Origin of the sequence: Rhizomicrobium palustre (assembly GCF_011761565.1) — a bacterium.
Lineage (GTDB): Bacteria > Pseudomonadota > Alphaproteobacteria > Micropepsales > Micropepsaceae > Rhizomicrobium > Rhizomicrobium palustre.
Map to the genome: position 1 here is coordinate 324,736 of NZ_JAASRM010000001.1, position 14,298 is coordinate 339,033.

Below are 14,298 nucleotides of genomic sequence, written 5' to 3' on the forward strand. Positions count from 1 at the left end.
TCACTATTGTTCCCCTTGCCTAGCCAGCCAATGCGCCTAAATAACGGCATGGACGACGGCTTACGTTCCCTATATGTTCCAAAGCCAATCTGTCCAGGACATAGCGGGGTTGCGTTCCGGGCTCTAGCAGACCCGGGCGGGTTGGGCCCAGTTGCGGAAGGGATTTGCGGGTTTAGGCATGCAAAAGAACATCGTTATTCGCGGCGCGCGGGAACACAACCTCAAGAATGTGGATGTGGAGATTCCGCGCGATAAGCTGACCGTCATGACCGGCCTGTCGGGCTCGGGCAAATCCTCCCTCGCCTTCGACACCATCTATGCCGAAGGCCAGCGCCGCTATGTAGAATCGCTTTCCGCCTATGCCCGCCAGTTCCTTGAGCTGATGCAGAAACCCGATGTGGATCACATCGAGGGTCTTTCGCCTGCCATCTCGATTGAACAAAAGACCACCTCGAAGAACCCGCGCTCGACGGTCGGCACCGTCACCGAGATTTACGACTATCTACGCCTGCTCTTTGCCCGCGTCGGCGTGCCTTATTCGCCCGCCACCGGCCTTCCCATCGAAAGCCAGACCGTCTCCCAAATGGCGGACCGCATTCTAGCCCTGCCCGCGGGCACACGCCTCTATCTCAACGCCCCGATCGTGCGCGGCCGCAAGGGTGAATACCGCAAGGAATTTGCCGAGCTGCAGAAGAAGGGCTTTCAGCGCGTCAAAGTGGACGGCAAATATGTCGATATCACCAATGTGCCCGCCCTCGACAAGAAGCTGAAACACGACATCGAAGTGGTGGTGGACCGCGTCGCGGTGAAGCCCGATATGGGCAATCGCCTGCCGGACTCCATTGAAACCGCGCTGGGACTTTCCGACGGCCTGCTCGTGGTGGAATTCGCCGATGAAAAGGAGAAGGACGGCAAGCCCAAGCAGATGCTGCTGTCTTCGAAATTCGCTTGCCCGGTTTCAGGCTTCACGATTCCCGAAATCGAGCCCAGGCTTTTCTCCTTCAACAATCCCCATGGCGCTTGCCCGGCCTGCGATGGCCTCGGCACCCAGCTTTATTTCGATCCCGCCTTGGTCGTGCCCGATGAAAGCCTGACGCTGAAGAACGGCGCGCTGGCGCCCTGGCACAAATCCTCATCGCCCTATTATCTGCAGACCCTGGAAGCGCTCGCCAAGCACTACAAATTCTCGCTGAACCTGGCCTGGGAAGACCTGCCCAAGAAGGTGAAGGACGTGCTCCTTTATGGCTCGGGCGAGGACGAGATCAAATTCATCTATGACGACGGCATGCGCCGCTACGAGACCAAGAAAACCTTCGAAGGCGTCATCCCGAATATGGAGCGCCGCTTCAAGGAAACCGATAGCGCCTGGATTCGCGAGGAGCTCGAACGCTTTCAGGATGCGAGCCCCTGCGAGGTCTGCAAAGGCTATCGCTTGAAGCCGGAAGCCCTCGCGGTGAAGATCGGCGGGCTGCATGTCGGCGAAGTCTGCGAAAAATCGATCAAGCTGGCCGATCAATGGTTCCGCGACATCGACAAGACACTCAACAAACAGCAGAAGGAAATCGCTGCCCGCATCCTCAAGGAAATCCGCGACCGGCTGAAATTTCTGGTCAATGTCGGCCTCGAATATCTCTCGCTGTCGCGTTCCTCGGGCACCTTGTCCGGCGGCGAAAGCCAGCGCATCCGGCTTGCTTCCCAGATCGGTTCGGGCCTCACCGGCGTCTTGTATGTGTTGGATGAGCCCTCCATCGGCTTGCATCAGCGCGACAATGTCAAGCTCCTGGAAGCCCTGCAAGGCTTGCGCGATCTCGGCAATACGGTCGTGGTGGTGGAACATGATGAGGAAGCCATCCGCACCGCCGATCATGTCATCGATATGGGGCCTGGCGCCGGTGTGCATGGCGGCGAGATCATTGCCGAAGGCACGCCCGAAGAGATCATGGCCAATCCGCGCTCGCTGACCGGCAAATATCTGGTCGGCCTCGAACAGATTGCTGTGCCGAAGAAACGCCGCCCGGCCTACCAGGATCGCTGGCTGAAAATCGTCGGTGCCAAGGGCAACAACCTGAAAAACGTCACCGCCGAAATCCCGCTCGGTACGCTCACCTGCATCACGGGCGCCTCGGGCGGCGGCAAATCCACCCTCACCATCGAGACGCTGTTCAAAGCGGCTTCGCGCAAGCTCTCCCAAGGCCGCGAGCATCCCGCCCCGCATGACCGCATCGAGGGGCTCGAATTCCTCGACAAGGTGATCGATATCGACCAATCGCCCATCGGGCGCACGCCGCGGTCGAATCCCGCGACCTATACCGGCGCCTTCACCCCGATCCGCGATTGGTTTGCCGAGCTGCCGGAAGCCAAGGCGCGCGGTTATGCGCCGGGGCGCTTCTCCTTCAATGTGAAGGGCGGGCGCTGCGAGGCTTGCCAGGGCGATGGCGTCATCAAGATCGAGATGCACTTTTTGCCCGACGTTTACGTGCAATGCGATGTCTGCAAAGGCAAACGCTACAATCGCGAAACCCTGGACGTGAAATTCCGCGATTACTCGATTGCCGATGTCCTCGATATGACGGTGGAAGCCGGCGCCGAGCTGTTCCGCGCCGTCCCCGCCATTCGCGAAAAGCTCGATACCCTGGCGCGCGTCGGCCTCGGCTATGTCAAAATCGGCCAGCAGGCGACGACGCTTTCCGGCGGCGAGGCCCAGCGCGTGAAGCTTTCCAAGGAGCTCTCACGTCGCGCCACCGGCCGCACCCTCTACATCCTCGACGAACCCACCACCGGCCTGCACTTTCATGACGTGAAGAAGTTGCTCGAGGTGCTGCAGGAGCTGGTCGACAATGGCAATACCGTGGTGGTGATCGAGCATAATCTCGAAGTCGTCAAAACGGCCGACTGGATCGTGGACCTCGGTCCCGAAGGCGGCGATGGCGGCGGCGAAATCGTCGCCCAAGGCACGCCCGAAGAGGTGGTGAAGGTCGCCCGCAGCTATACCGGTCAATACTTAAAACCGCTGCTCAAAGGCGTAGCCCCCGGCAAGATCGCTGCGAGCGGAAAGAAGAAATAGCACACCATAGATAAGGTGCCGCATTGCCCAGAAATCAATCCATGGTAGCATTCTAATAATTTAATCATAGACGGAGAGGAATAGTGCAAACCAAAGGCGCACTTACTCTGCACACTCAATTGCTGTTTCCATTACTTCCTTTTGTAGTGGATACCTTTGCACGCGCTCTTTTCCTTTTCGGCAAAGTATCCTGGTTTGAAATACCCGACCTAGTTACGTGGCTTGCCACATATGCGTTCTTCTGCTTTGGAGTCATGTTTTCAATCACCCCAACAAGCTTGCCCTCAGATAAAGAGAAAAACATAAATACCGAATTGGTCCGCCAAAAGTTACTCGCAATTGCCATTCTCTCCATAACGTTCGCAGGCGGGATTTCCTTCATGCGCGCTATCGCGGAGACTTATCCGTCTTTAAAAATTGTCGAAGACAAATCAGGAATTTTGCTCGCCTGTACAATTGCGTTCTGCGGCACCACTTTTTACAAAATTCACGCTAACTACATTGACTACGTAAACCGGATTTGAGGCCCGCACATGGAAACCGTGCATTCATTTTTAAAGGCCTCACTTGAAGCGCTTTCTAATAACAGCAACTTCTTAGCTGCGCTCGCGATTGCAGTGCTGATTGCACAGTCTCTGTCGTTATTAACTGCACGTCTCCGGCTTAGAAGCCAGATACCTATATCTCATAAAATCGCAGTCATAGGCTTCCCGGGAGCGGGAAAAACCACATTGATTACTGCACTCTTCGAATTAATTCAGCGCGGACAGCACCTACCTCCGGTCAAGCTGCACGGCTACAATACGATCAAGCGAGTCAATCAATACATTGCTAAATTAACTTCCGGCGATAACGTCGGCCCAACGACCGAACAAGATACTTTTATATATCGCTTTTCCTATTCGAAATCATTTTTTTGGGGTGCCACTACTTATGATGTAGAGCTCGCAGATTTTCCTGGGCAGTACACTGACAAGATCGCAAAGGAAGATGGGAACGAAGAAGCCCAGCGGGAACATGGTTTCGAACTAGACGAAGCATTATTCGATAGAGAATTTTTCTCTTGGATCGCGTCTGCTCGTGAGTACTTGTTCGTCATCGATCTCGCTGAGATATATTCTAATCAAGATGTGATACGCAGAATTGCCGATACAACGGCAAGAATGCGGACATCCTGGCACGTAATAGAAGACGCAGTGAGCGAGCGCGGTGTATCGGATCCGCGGAGAAGGAATGTCCATATAATCTTTACAAAGCTAGACGCCTTACTGGCAGTTCCGATGACACAAGTTGATTTCTCAAAGCTCTGTACCACGGACTACGGTGAAGATACGGAAGAATTCAAAAAGATTGAGAATGCTAAAATTGCGATTGGAACAGTAGGTCATTGCGGGGTCGACGTCTGGAAACTGCCGTTCGGCGACCTACCCGATCTTGCCCCTCTTCAGAAAGAGAACGAAGAAAATTTCCGAGATCTGATTCAGTTCTTCCAAACCCGTACAAAATTCGACGGTTGCATTTACTCGAGCGTCAAGTTGCGGGGCGTGGATGGAGAAAGAATGGGAACCTCTGCAATACTTAGTGCAGTCTTACCTTGACCTGATGGGCGAAGCGCAGAAAACGTAATGGAGGCTGAATTTCTGCGGTGAGCCTGCCTATGCTCTTGGGGTTTTGCGCTACGAGAAGCGATGAGCGCCGGATGCCCCATGGCCGCTAGAGTTGAGCACTAACGGGCTAACTTCGATTGTATCTTTCCTTCGCGACCGCCCGCTTTCTCACAAACTCTCCATCCGCCTCACTGATCCGTGACGACGGAAGCCTGCGTTCCCGCGTGCAATCTGGGACGCCCGCCGGGAAGACCGTCATGGATTCGAGCCTTCTCTTACGCCTCAGCCTGCTGTTTCAGATGGGCCCACTGCTTCTCAAGGACCGCGAATTCGTGATCGCGCTTCTCAAAGGCATGTGGCTCTAACCCACAAAATGACGAGGGTTTAAGGAGGCCGCCCGACGGACCGCGTCGATCTCTCCCCTTTAATAGCTGCACAAATCGAGAGGTGGAGCCTCATGAAACGTATTCTCACAGCGGCGCTGCTGGCACTTTCCGCTTTGGCGTTCCCCGCAATGGCCGAGGAGACGCCCGCGCCCGGCGTCATCACCTGCTGGTATAACGATAATGGCAAGCTGACCGGCGTCACGCCCGCCAGCACATCCGAACACGTCAATTATCTCTATAATACCGGGCGTGGCGGCGATCAGGCTTGGGCCTATGCGGTGCATGGCGCCAAGACCGAGGATTGCCCCGCGCGCCGTCCACCGGTGCGTTAAGCGAGCTTATTTTTCAGCCAGAGCAGACCGATCAAGGTCTTGCCGTCGTAGATTTCGCCGCTCTCGACCATCGCGAAAGCCTCTGCGAAAGGAAGTTCGACGATCTCGATATCCTCGTTCTCTTCGGCAAGGCCGCCGCCTGCTTCCACCGGCTCGGCGCCATCGGTTTCGCCATAAAAGAGGATACCGCGTTCCGAGGTAATCCCCGGCGAGGGATAAAAAGTAAAAAGCCGTTGCAGCGGACCTACCTTATATCCCGCCTCTTCCAGGATTTCGCGGCGGATGGCGTCTTCGGCGGGCTCGCCGTCATCGATCAGCCCCGCCACCAATTCCAAGGGCCAGGCTTGGCCCCGCGAGAGCGCGGCATAGCGGAACTGGCGCACCAGCACCACCGTGCCCTTATGCTGGTTGACGATCAGAGCACAGACCGCATCGTCGCGCTTCAGATCGAGACGGCGCACCGTCTTGCTCATCTCGCCATCCTTCTTTTCGAAGGCGACATAGGCTTCTTCCAGCTTAAAGAAATCATCCACCAACAGGCGGGTCTTTTCGATTTTCGTTTTCTTGGTCATTGCGGCATCCACCCGTCGAGCACCAGCTTCGCATCGTAGGCTTTGGCTTGCTCTGCCGACAAGATGCGGCGGCGCGGCGAAGCAGGTCTCGCCCCGGGCCCGGTCGAGCCGAATTCGAAAAGCCGCGCCTCTTCCGGCATCAGTTCCGTGCGGGTGCCGTCTTTCTTGCTGTAGCCCATCGGATACCAGCCTTCGGGCACGATGTGATCATCCATCCAGCAATTGATATAGACCGTGGCGCCCACCGCTTCCGGATCGCCATATTTGCCATCGGGGAAGGTGCCCGTGCGCCGCCAGGCGCGACCGAGCGCGACCGTATGCGCAGCCACGCCCGCCTGCTTCATCAGCTTGCAGTTCACCAGCACGAAGCCATAAGGCTGATAGACATTGGTGTCTGGCGCCACGACAAAGCCGTTGAAGTCCTGGTTTGGGCGCAGTAGCGAAACGATTTCGCAGGCGTCGAACACCGCGCGCCCGGCGCCGAAGATGAAATCGACATTGCCTTCGATGCGGCAGCCACGGAACACACTGCGCCCCGTATTGACGAAGAGCGTATCCTGATTGCCGGTAAGCCGCACATCTTCGAGATAGACGCGGTCCGCCTTGTCCTGAATCGCGAGTGCCACGGCTTGCGAGCCGGAGGCACCAGTTTTGTCGTCCGGCACGGGCTTGGGCAGATGGCCGGCATAGTCGAAATCATTGGAGATGGTGAGATGGCGCGCGGTGAAATCGGGCGCCTTCACATAAATGGTCGGCGTGCCGAAAGTGCCGATAGGCTTGCCATTCTCGCCCTTATCGCCCGCCGACGCATTGGAGACGATCACCGTCTTGTCGCGGCCTTCGCCAATTAACTCAACGAAAGGCTTTTCCACGTTGACGCGCTCGCGCCATTCGCCTGCGGTGACCAGTATGCGAAACGGCTTATCGCCCGGCGCCGCGGCAAGCGCCGCGGTGATGCTTGCGAATTCGCCTTTGCCAGGCGTTTTGCGCACCACCGCATCAAAACGGGAAGACGCCGCGCGGACCGGCGAAAAAAGCGCCGCGCTTGTCATGGCAGCAAGGAAAGCGCGGCGTCTCATCATTAAAGCCCTTCAGGAAGACGCTGAAACTCAGCCGGTGTCAAAGCACGCCGGGTGAAATAGAGCGAATGCACGGCGCCCTTGAACGGGGTGGCTTTATTGATGCGCATGCCAATCGCGGTGCGCCCGGCGGCTTGCGGCACATAGGCGATCTCGGCTTCGGCTTGCAGTACGCCATCAACATAGGAGCGGTAGATCTTGCCATCAAAGCTCTGCTGCACCGTATACCAGCGGCCGAGCGGAAAGACATTTTCCGGCACGATCAGCGCCTTGTTGTAGCCCGGCCCGGTGGTGAAAGCATCGGAATACCAGCCACCTTCCACGACCCGCAGTTCAAAGAGGGTGCGGGGCGTTTGCGCGTCGCCGTTCACCGGATCGGCCTCGGCCAAATGCAGCCAGCGCTGCTCGAAAGCGCCGCCATCGGGGCGAAAAACGGCTTCAATGGTCCAGGTTTCGGCGCCTGCGAGCGGATGATCTGCGACATAGACAATGTCCTCAACGCCATCAAAAGCCACGGCTTTGCCAGCAGGCGTATCGATCAGCTTGGGCGAGCCTTCCTGGCTCACCGCATGTCCCCCGATCTTCTCGAGGGAATCCAAAGTCCAAATCGTCTTTTCCACGGCTGTTTCCATTTTGTTGTTTGATGCTACGGGACTGATTTCAATTCAGCCCTTGCGGCATGGCTTCAAATGCATCCGGCGAGAGCGCGTACGGCGTAAAGCGCAGCTTCAAAATCGCGCCGTGGTAATAATTTACCCGGTTCATGCGCACGCCAATCGAACTATGTCCCTGGCCTTGCGGTTTGAAGGCGAGCGGGCTTTCGGCTTGCTCCACGCCATCGACATAGCTCTTGAAGCTCTTGCCGTCATAGCTCATGGCGACGCGATACCAGCGCCCCAGTGCGAAAGTCTTGGAAGGATCGATCAGCGTCACCTTATAGCCTTCGCCGGTAGTGAAGGCGTCAAGATACCAGCGATCATCCTTCACCCGAATTTCAAAAAGAAACCGCGTGGCGCTGTCCTGCCCGGTTTTGGGATCGATCTCGGCAAGATGCAGCCAGCGCTGTTCGAAAGCCCCGCCATCGGGACGGATCACTGCCTCGATAGTCCAAGTCTCGGCCCCCGCCAAAGGATGGGTATCGACAAATAGCGCATCTTTCGCGCCATCGAACTGCACAGCCTTGCCTGCCGGCGTATCGATCTGCTTTGGCGCCCCCTCCACACGCGCAGAGACGCCACCAATCTTATCCAGCCGGTCGAAATTCCACAGCGCAGAAGGCGCGGCGCAGCCCTGGGTAACAAGAAGCAACCCAACGGAGAAAAGCGCAGGAACTAACCGCATGACAGGTCCCGGATTCGCGATGCCGCCAAGTCTTAGCACACCAGCGCGAAAGCCTCGACGCGGCAATCACACCCGGTAATAGCTGCGATACCAATCGGCGAATTTGCGCACGCCTTCACGCATGGGGGTCTTGGGCGAGAAGTCCAGCGCGGCCCGTGTCGCCTCGATATCGGCATAGGTCGAAACCACATCGCCCGGCTGGATCGGCTCGAACACCTTCTCAGCTTTCACCCCCAGCGCGTCTTCCAGCGCCGCGATGAAATCGGTCAACTTCTCGGAATTGTTATTGCCGAGGTTATAGACCGCATGCGGCGGCGTAGCTTCGGGGGGCGCGTCCATCGCGCTCAGCACGCCCGCAACGATGTCGTCGATAAAAGTGAAATCGCGCCACATCTCGCCGTCATTGAAGACCTTGATGGGATCACCCGCGAGCATTGCCTTGGCGAACAGCATCGGCGCCATATCCGGTCGGCCCCAAGGCCCATAGACGGTGAAGAAGCGCAGGCCCACCAGCGGAATATGATAGAGGTGGGCATAGGTATGGCTGATCAACTCGTCAGCCCGCTTGGTCGCCGCATAGAGCGAGACGGGATGATCCACCGCATCGCCGACCGCGAAAGGCAGTTTGGTATTGCCGCCATAGACCGAGGAGGAACTGGCATAGACCATGGTCTTCAGCCCCTTGAGGCGGCGCGCCAGCTCCAGCATCACCACCTGCCCCATCACATTGGCGGTGACATAGCTATAGGGATTTACAAGCGAATAGCGCACGCCGGCTTGTGCGCCGAGATGCACGATATGCGTGATATCCTCATCGGCGAGCGCCAGCATGGCGTCCTTGTCGGAGAAATCGCCTTTGATGAAGCGGAAACCGGGTTGGCCTTCAAGCTGCGCCAGCCGCGCTTCTTTCAACCCCACATCGTAATAATCGTTGAGGTTATCAATCCCAATAACGGCCTCGCCCCTGGCCAAGAGAGCCTTGGTGGTGTGGAAGCCGATGAAGCCAGCGGCGCCGGTGACAAGCGCGGTCATGTGCAAATCCAAAACAGAAGACAAAGCCGAAAAACGGCGTAGCCATAGCCGAAAGCGGGGCCTCTGCCTATCTCGCCCCCCGCATTTTCAACCCAGCCCGCCTTTCCGGCCTAATCCTCGCGTTCGGACAGGAATTTGAAGGCAAATGCCGGAGCGGAAAACACCAGACCGTAGAAGAAAGGCGCCAAGAGAAACTCGATCCCCTTCAGCAGGGGCAGATGCGCCGCCATTTGACGCGCCTGCTCCACAGCCGCACGGTCGATAGCTGCCTTGTTGTTCCACAACTCCAAATGGGGATTAAGCGTCTCCGGCCCCAGCACGAACACATTGGCCAATTGGCCGATCAGAAGCGGGGGAAGCCCGACGGCAAGGCTGATCGCAATAATGCGCAGCACATTGCCCTTGGTGAGGGTCCAGCTCGCCTCGAGGCCGAATTTGCTGTCCGAAAGCACCGCCGGAAAAATGAAATAGCTAAGCCGGGCCAGGATCGGAACAAGAACCGGCAACGCAACCATGAAAATGAACACGGCGAGCCGGATCGCCGCCTGATCGCCGCCGCCCTTGCCCAGCGCGCCCGCCAGGAGCAGCCCCGCAATGACCACCACCACCGAAACCAGCACCACGAAGAGATAGACGCCGATAAGCCCGCCCGCGGCGCGCAATTCGGTCATGCCTAGGGAAAAGCGAAAAAAACTGGGGCGCTGCTCCATCGGGCTCAAAATCTCGCGCGTAATGGCAATGCCAATGACGCACAGGAGCACCAGCTCAAGCACAGCGAAGCCGAATTGCGCCGCAACAACCGGCTGCATACCGGCGCTATCGCCGCTTTCTATGGCGAAGGCCCGGCCGGACAGCATGGCACCGGAGGTGAAATAATCCCCGATCGTGATCACAATCATGGGCAGCCAGATCAGCGCGATCACCTTCTCGAGCCCCGCGAAAGTGAAGCGATAGGCCGCCGCAATGGTCCGCCCAACCGGAATCTTCTTCATTCTTTGTCCTTCTGTGCCCATGGAACCTTATATAGGGGGTTCCGGCGCCCCCCGCCATCGCTCCGGGCGAGTTAATCATGTGCGGGACGCCCCCAAGCTCCGCGCAAGAGTTAGGGCTTGCGCTGACGGTCCGCCAAGGCTCTAACCCCGCCTGAAAGGGTAGGTTTCATGACGGATAGCATCCACATCATCGGCGGGGGATTGGCGGGGAGCGAGGCGGCCTGGCAGGCGGCGAGCGCTGGTAAACGCGTCGTGCTCCACGAGATGCGCCCGGTCAGGAATACCGACGCCCATGAGAGCGAGGGCCTCGCAGAGCTGGTCTGCTCCAATTCTCTGCGCTCAGATGATTTCGAGAATAACGCCGTCGGCCTCCTGCATGAAGAGATGCGCCGCGCGGGCTCGATCATCTTAAAATGCGCCGATGCCCATCGTCTGCCTGCGGGCGGCGCTTTGGCGGTAGATCGCCATGGCTTTTCGGCTGGCGTGACCGAGGCCCTTGCCTCCCATCCCAATATCGAAATCCGCCGCGAGGAAATTACCGCGCCGCCCGCCGACTGGCAGAATGTCGTAGTGGCGACCGGCCCCCTCACCTCGCCTTCCCTCGCCGATTTCGTGCGCCAACTGACCGGCGCGGAATCCCTCTCCTTCTTCGACGCCATCGCACCCATCGTCCATCGCGAGAGCATCGACATGGATAAGGCCTGGATGCAGTCGCGCTATGACAAGGGCGAAGGCAAGGACTACATCAACTGCGCCATGGACAAGGAGCAGTACGCAGCCTTCATCGAGGCACTGCTGACCGGCGAGAAAACCGAATTCAAGGAATGGGAAAAGTCGACGCCCTATTTCGAGGGCTGCCTGCCCATCGAGGTGATGGCGAGCCGTGGTATCGACACGCTGCGCTATGGCCCGATGAAACCGGTGGGCCTCAAGGATCCGCGCGCCGAGAAGCGCCCCTATGCGGTGGTGCAGCTTCGTCAGGATAATGCACTCGGTAATCTTTGGAACATGGTCGGCTTCCAGACCAAGCTGAAACATGCCGAGCAGGTGCGCATCTTCCGCATGATCCCGGGCTTGGAGAATGCGCAATTCGCCCGCTTGGGCGGTTTGCACCGCAATACCTTCCTCAATTCGCCGACGCTTCTGGATGGCGAGTTGCGGCTGAAGGCGCGACCCTCTTTGCGCTTTGCGGGCCAGGTGACGGGCGTGGAAGGCTATGTCGAGAGCGCCGCGATCGGGCTTTTGGCGGGACGTTTCGCGGCTGGCAAATCCGCTCCGCCGCCGCCGACCACCGCGCTTGGCGCGCTGCTCGCCCATATCACCGTGGGCGCGGAGGCCGAGACCTTTCAGCCGATGAACGTCAATTTTGGCCTCTTCCCGGAACTGCCCGCAGGCCCGCGCGGCCGCGATCGCAAGAAGGCGCACAGCGCCCGCGCGCTCGCCGATCTGGCGGGATGGTTGAACCAATAACAGTCATCCCGGACGCGCCACGGCGATCACTTCATCTGGCACGAAGGCGCGATCCGGGACCTACTTAGCAATCTGAGCTGACGTAAAAGTGGGTCCCGGCTCTGCGCTTAGGCGCGGTGCGCCACGCTCCGGCCGGGATGACAACTCTATATCTTTCCCGTCACCGCACATCGTAAATACGCGATCTGCTTGCGCCAGAGCGGCGGGTCGGCGCGTTTGAGATAAAGCGGCGTCAGGCTGGCGGGCATCACGACCGGCAGCACCGCTTTCGGGATGCGCTTTTTGCGCGCCACATTGTAATGGGTTTGCGCCAACGCCGCATGTTCGCTCTGGCCAGCAAGGCCATAAGCGATGGCAGCATCGCGGCAGTCGATGTCCGGCACACCACACACCATTGCCCCAAGCCGCATCAAGGCGCCGATACGCGCCTCGGCATTGGCGACGGCTTCGTCTGGCGCGAGGTCTTGCAGCGCGTTCCAGCCTTCGATCAGCGTGTCGAAAAGCGCTTGCGGCAGATCGTGTTCAGCAAAGGTTTGGGCAAGCGCCTTGGCGACGACATGCTCGCGTGGCTTACCCGCCCGCGCGCCTTCCACTGTCTCGCGCCACCAGGCAAAGCGGATGGCGCCGATCATCGGCTCGCGCACGCTCGCGCTGACATGGGCAAGCTCGTAGTAAAGCGCGGCGAGGACAAAAAGGTGGCGGCGCTGCGCCTCGGGGGCAAACAGCGCCGCGAAATACCGGTCGGGATCGTGCCTGCGAACGGTCTGTTCGCAAGCATCGAAAAAATCCTCGGCCATTCAGATGATCAGCTTCTTCGGCTTGAAGGCATTGAGCCAGCCAATGATGATCATGCGGGTCAGCACCACCGAGGTGAAGAAGGAGGTGATGATACCGACGCCGAGGGTAACGGCGAAGCCGCGCACCGGGCCGGAGCCAAGTTCGAACAGGATCAAGGCCGCGATCAAGTGGGTGGCGTTGGCGTCCATGATGGTCGCCTTGGCACGCTCTTCGCCCTGGTCGATGGCGCCAAGCATGGAGCGGCCATTGCGGGCCTCTTCACGCATACGCTCGAAGATCAAGACGTTGGCGTCCACCGCCATACCGAGGGTGAGCACGATACCGGCGATACCCGGCAGGGTCAGGGTGGCGCCGAAGAGCGTCATCGCCGCGAGCAGGAGCACAAGGTTGATCGCCATGGCGACGTCGGCGAAGAAGCCGAAGAGGCCGTAGCGCAGCACCATGAAGAAGGCGACAAGCGCAAGGCCCGCAACGGTTGCGATCTTACCCTTCTCGATGGAGTCCTTGCCGAGCTCCGGACCGACCGTCATCTGCTGGATCGGCTTCAAGGGCGCGGGCAAGGCGCCAGCGCGCAGCAGCACCGAAAGATCGGTCGCCGTCTGCGTGGTGAAGTTGCCGGTGATCTGGCCCGAGCCGCCCAGGATCGGTTCCTGGATAGTGGGATAGGTCAGCACCTTCTTGTCGAGCACGATGGCGAAACGCTTACCGACATTCTCTTTGGTGATTTCGGCAAACTCTTTGGCGCCGACACCATCAAAGCGGAAGCTGACGGCCACGCGGCCCGTATTCTGGTCGGTGGTGACACCGGCGTCCTTCAAACGGTCGCCCGCGATGAGAACGCGCTTTTCCACCAGCACCGGAAGCTGCTGCTGACCGGCGCGATCCTTTTCGACTTCCAAAAGCTCGTCGTTCGGGGGAATGCGGCGCTGGGTGATCGCGGCCATGACATCGGCCGATTCATCGACCATCTGGAAGGTCATCTTCGCGGTGGTCTGCAGGATGGAGAGCAGATGCGAGGGATCTGCAAGGCCGGGGACCTGCACCACAATGCGGTCGGTGCCCTGCTGCTCGATGGCCGGTTCCTTGGTGCCGAGTTCGTCGATGCGCTTACGCACGACTTCGATCGAGCGGCCCACCACGTCACGCTGGAGTTGCTTGGCGTAGGCTTCGCTCATCTTGAGCGCGATGGTGTTATTGCCCGGCTCAGTGATGTCGTATTGGCGCTGGCCGATCAGGGCCGCGTTGGTGAGCGCGGGGTTGAGACCTTTGATGGTATCAAAGGCGCTGCGGTAATCCGCGGCGTCCTTGACCTTGACCACAATAGTGCCTTCGGGGCGCTGGAACTCATAGCCGATATGGGCTTTGCGCAGGCCGCGACGGATGTCGCTGACCATGAAATCGAGCTGGTCTTTGACGACCTGATCAAGCTGCACCTGCAAGAGCACCGAAGAACCGCCCTGCAAGTCGAGGCCGAGGCTGACCGTATCCTTCGGCGCCCAGCTTGGAAGGTGGCTGCGCGTCGATTCAGGCAGCACGTTGGGAAGCGCAAAAGCGAACCCGAAGATGAGGACGAGTCCGACCAGAACGCGGACCCAGCGTGATACCTGCAGCATGATCTTGGACCT

At 58.7% G+C, this 14,298-nt stretch carries 13 protein-coding genes; 5 read left to right on the plus strand and 8 right to left on the minus strand.

All coding sequences use genetic code 11. The features are described 5' to 3' along the window. Positions 1-178: 178 nt before the first annotated feature. From uvrA to FHS83_RS01360, 4 genes are all read left to right on the plus strand, one after another. Positions 179-3,064: an excinuclease ABC subunit UvrA gene (gene uvrA, locus FHS83_RS01345; RefSeq protein WP_167080103.1), complete on the plus strand. Its 2,886-nt coding sequence runs from the start codon at positions 179-181 to the stop codon at positions 3,062-3,064. A gap of 83 nt (positions 3,065-3,147) precedes the next feature. Beyond that, positions 3,148-3,588 (plus strand): hypothetical protein, encoded by a 441-nt coding sequence (locus tag FHS83_RS01350; RefSeq protein WP_167080105.1) that lies wholly within the window; start codon positions 3,148-3,150, stop codon positions 3,586-3,588. 9 nt (positions 3,589-3,597) lie between these two features. Continuing rightward, entirely contained in the window at positions 3,598-4,662 is a 1,065-nt protein-coding gene (locus FHS83_RS01355) for a TRAFAC clade GTPase domain-containing protein (protein WP_167080107.1), read from the plus strand. Positions 4,663-5,128: 466 nt separating this feature from the next. After that, positions 5,129-5,389: a hypothetical protein gene (locus tag FHS83_RS01360; RefSeq protein WP_167080109.1), complete on the plus strand. Its 261-nt coding sequence runs from the start codon at positions 5,129-5,131 to the stop codon at positions 5,387-5,389. Here FHS83_RS01360 and FHS83_RS01365 read toward each other — a convergent pair. The 6 genes from FHS83_RS01365 to FHS83_RS01390 all read right to left on the minus strand — a co-directional run bounded on the left by FHS83_RS01365 (position 5,386) and on the right by FHS83_RS01390 (position 10,405). After that, a complete protein-coding gene (locus FHS83_RS01365) occupies positions 5,386-5,961 on the minus strand; it encodes an NUDIX domain-containing protein (protein ID WP_167080111.1) in 576 nt (191 codons plus the stop codon). The two genes, FHS83_RS01360 and FHS83_RS01365, sit on opposite strands and share 4 nt — an antisense overlap. Then, the gene (locus tag FHS83_RS01370) at positions 5,958-7,043 is read right to left on the minus strand and encodes a pectinesterase family protein (protein ID WP_167080113.1); all 1,086 of its coding nucleotides are present in this window, start codon (positions 7,041-7,043) and stop codon (positions 5,958-5,960) included. Before FHS83_RS01370 ends, FHS83_RS01365 begins: the two co-directional genes overlap by 4 nt. After that, entirely contained in the window at positions 7,043-7,660 is a 618-nt protein-coding gene (locus FHS83_RS01375; RefSeq protein WP_208414175.1) for a LamG domain-containing protein, read from the minus strand. The genes FHS83_RS01370 and FHS83_RS01375 overlap by 1 nt, the downstream gene beginning before the upstream one ends. A 40-nt stretch (positions 7,661-7,700) precedes the next feature. Further along, the gene (locus FHS83_RS01380; protein WP_167080117.1) at positions 7,701-8,381 is read right to left on the minus strand and encodes a LamG domain-containing protein; all 681 of its coding nucleotides are present in this window, start codon (positions 8,379-8,381) and stop codon (positions 7,701-7,703) included. A gap of 66 nt (positions 8,382-8,447) precedes the next feature. After that, on the minus strand, positions 8,448-9,413 hold the full coding sequence (locus FHS83_RS01385) for an NAD-dependent epimerase/dehydratase family protein (protein ID WP_167080119.1): 966 nt from the start codon (positions 9,411-9,413) through the stop codon (positions 8,448-8,450). Positions 9,414-9,523: 110 nt separating this feature from the next. Next, positions 9,524-10,405 (minus strand): hypothetical protein, encoded by an 882-nt coding sequence (locus FHS83_RS01390; protein ID WP_167080121.1) that lies wholly within the window; start codon positions 10,403-10,405, stop codon positions 9,524-9,526. Between the two features lie 168 nt (positions 10,406-10,573). Between FHS83_RS01390 and trmFO the strand changes: the two genes are divergently transcribed. After that, a complete protein-coding gene (trmFO, locus tag FHS83_RS01395; protein ID WP_167080123.1) occupies positions 10,574-11,875 on the plus strand; it encodes a methylenetetrahydrofolate--tRNA-(uracil(54)-C(5))-methyltransferase (FADH(2)-oxidizing) TrmFO in 1,302 nt (433 codons plus the stop codon). 146 nt (positions 11,876-12,021) lie between these two features. Here the strand turns inward: trmFO and FHS83_RS01400 are convergent, their stop codons facing one another. Both FHS83_RS01400 and secD read right to left on the minus strand, forming a co-directional pair. After that, complete coding sequence (locus tag FHS83_RS01400; RefSeq protein ID WP_167080125.1) at positions 12,022-12,672, minus strand: phytoene/squalene synthase family protein; 651 nt, start codon at positions 12,670-12,672, stop codon at positions 12,022-12,024. Beyond that, positions 12,673-14,286, minus strand: a complete 1,614-nt coding sequence (secD, locus tag FHS83_RS01405; protein ID WP_167080127.1) for a protein translocase subunit SecD — start codon at positions 14,284-14,286, stop codon at positions 12,673-12,675. Positions 14,287-14,298: the final 12 nt, after the last annotated feature.

Excerpts from the sequence above, each read along its gene's own strand:
- FHS83_RS01360 (WP_167080109.1), top strand. The coding sequence starts at position 5,129 with ATGAAACGTATTCTCACAGCGGCGCTGCTGGCACTTTCCGCTTTGGCG.
- FHS83_RS01380 (WP_167080117.1), bottom strand. The coding sequence starts at position 8,381 with ATGCGGTTAGTTCCTGCGCTTTTCTCCGTTGGGTTGCTTCTTGTTACC.
- FHS83_RS01390 (WP_167080121.1), bottom strand. The coding sequence starts at position 10,405 with ATGAAGAAGATTCCGGTTGGGCGGACCATTGCGGCGGCCTATCGCTTC.
- FHS83_RS01355 (WP_167080107.1), top strand. The coding sequence starts at position 3,598 with ATGGAAACCGTGCATTCATTTTTAAAGGCCTCACTTGAAGCGCTTTCT.
- secD (WP_167080127.1), bottom strand. The coding sequence starts at position 14,286 with ATGCTGCAGGTATCACGCTGGGTCCGCGTTCTGGTCGGACTCGTCCTC.
- FHS83_RS01400 (WP_167080125.1), bottom strand. The coding sequence starts at position 12,672 with ATGGCCGAGGATTTTTTCGATGCTTGCGAACAGACCGTTCGCAGGCAC.
- trmFO (WP_167080123.1), top strand. The coding sequence starts at position 10,574 with ATGACGGATAGCATCCACATCATCGGCGGGGGATTGGCGGGGAGCGAG.
- FHS83_RS01370 (WP_167080113.1), bottom strand. The coding sequence starts at position 7,043 with ATGATGAGACGCCGCGCTTTCCTTGCTGCCATGACAAGCGCGGCGCTT.
- FHS83_RS01365 (WP_167080111.1), bottom strand. The coding sequence starts at position 5,961 with ATGACCAAGAAAACGAAAATCGAAAAGACCCGCCTGTTGGTGGATGAT.
- FHS83_RS01385 (WP_167080119.1), bottom strand. The coding sequence starts at position 9,413 with ATGACCGCGCTTGTCACCGGCGCCGCTGGCTTCATCGGCTTCCACACC.
- uvrA (WP_167080103.1), top strand. The coding sequence starts at position 179 with ATGCAAAAGAACATCGTTATTCGCGGCGCGCGGGAACACAACCTCAAG.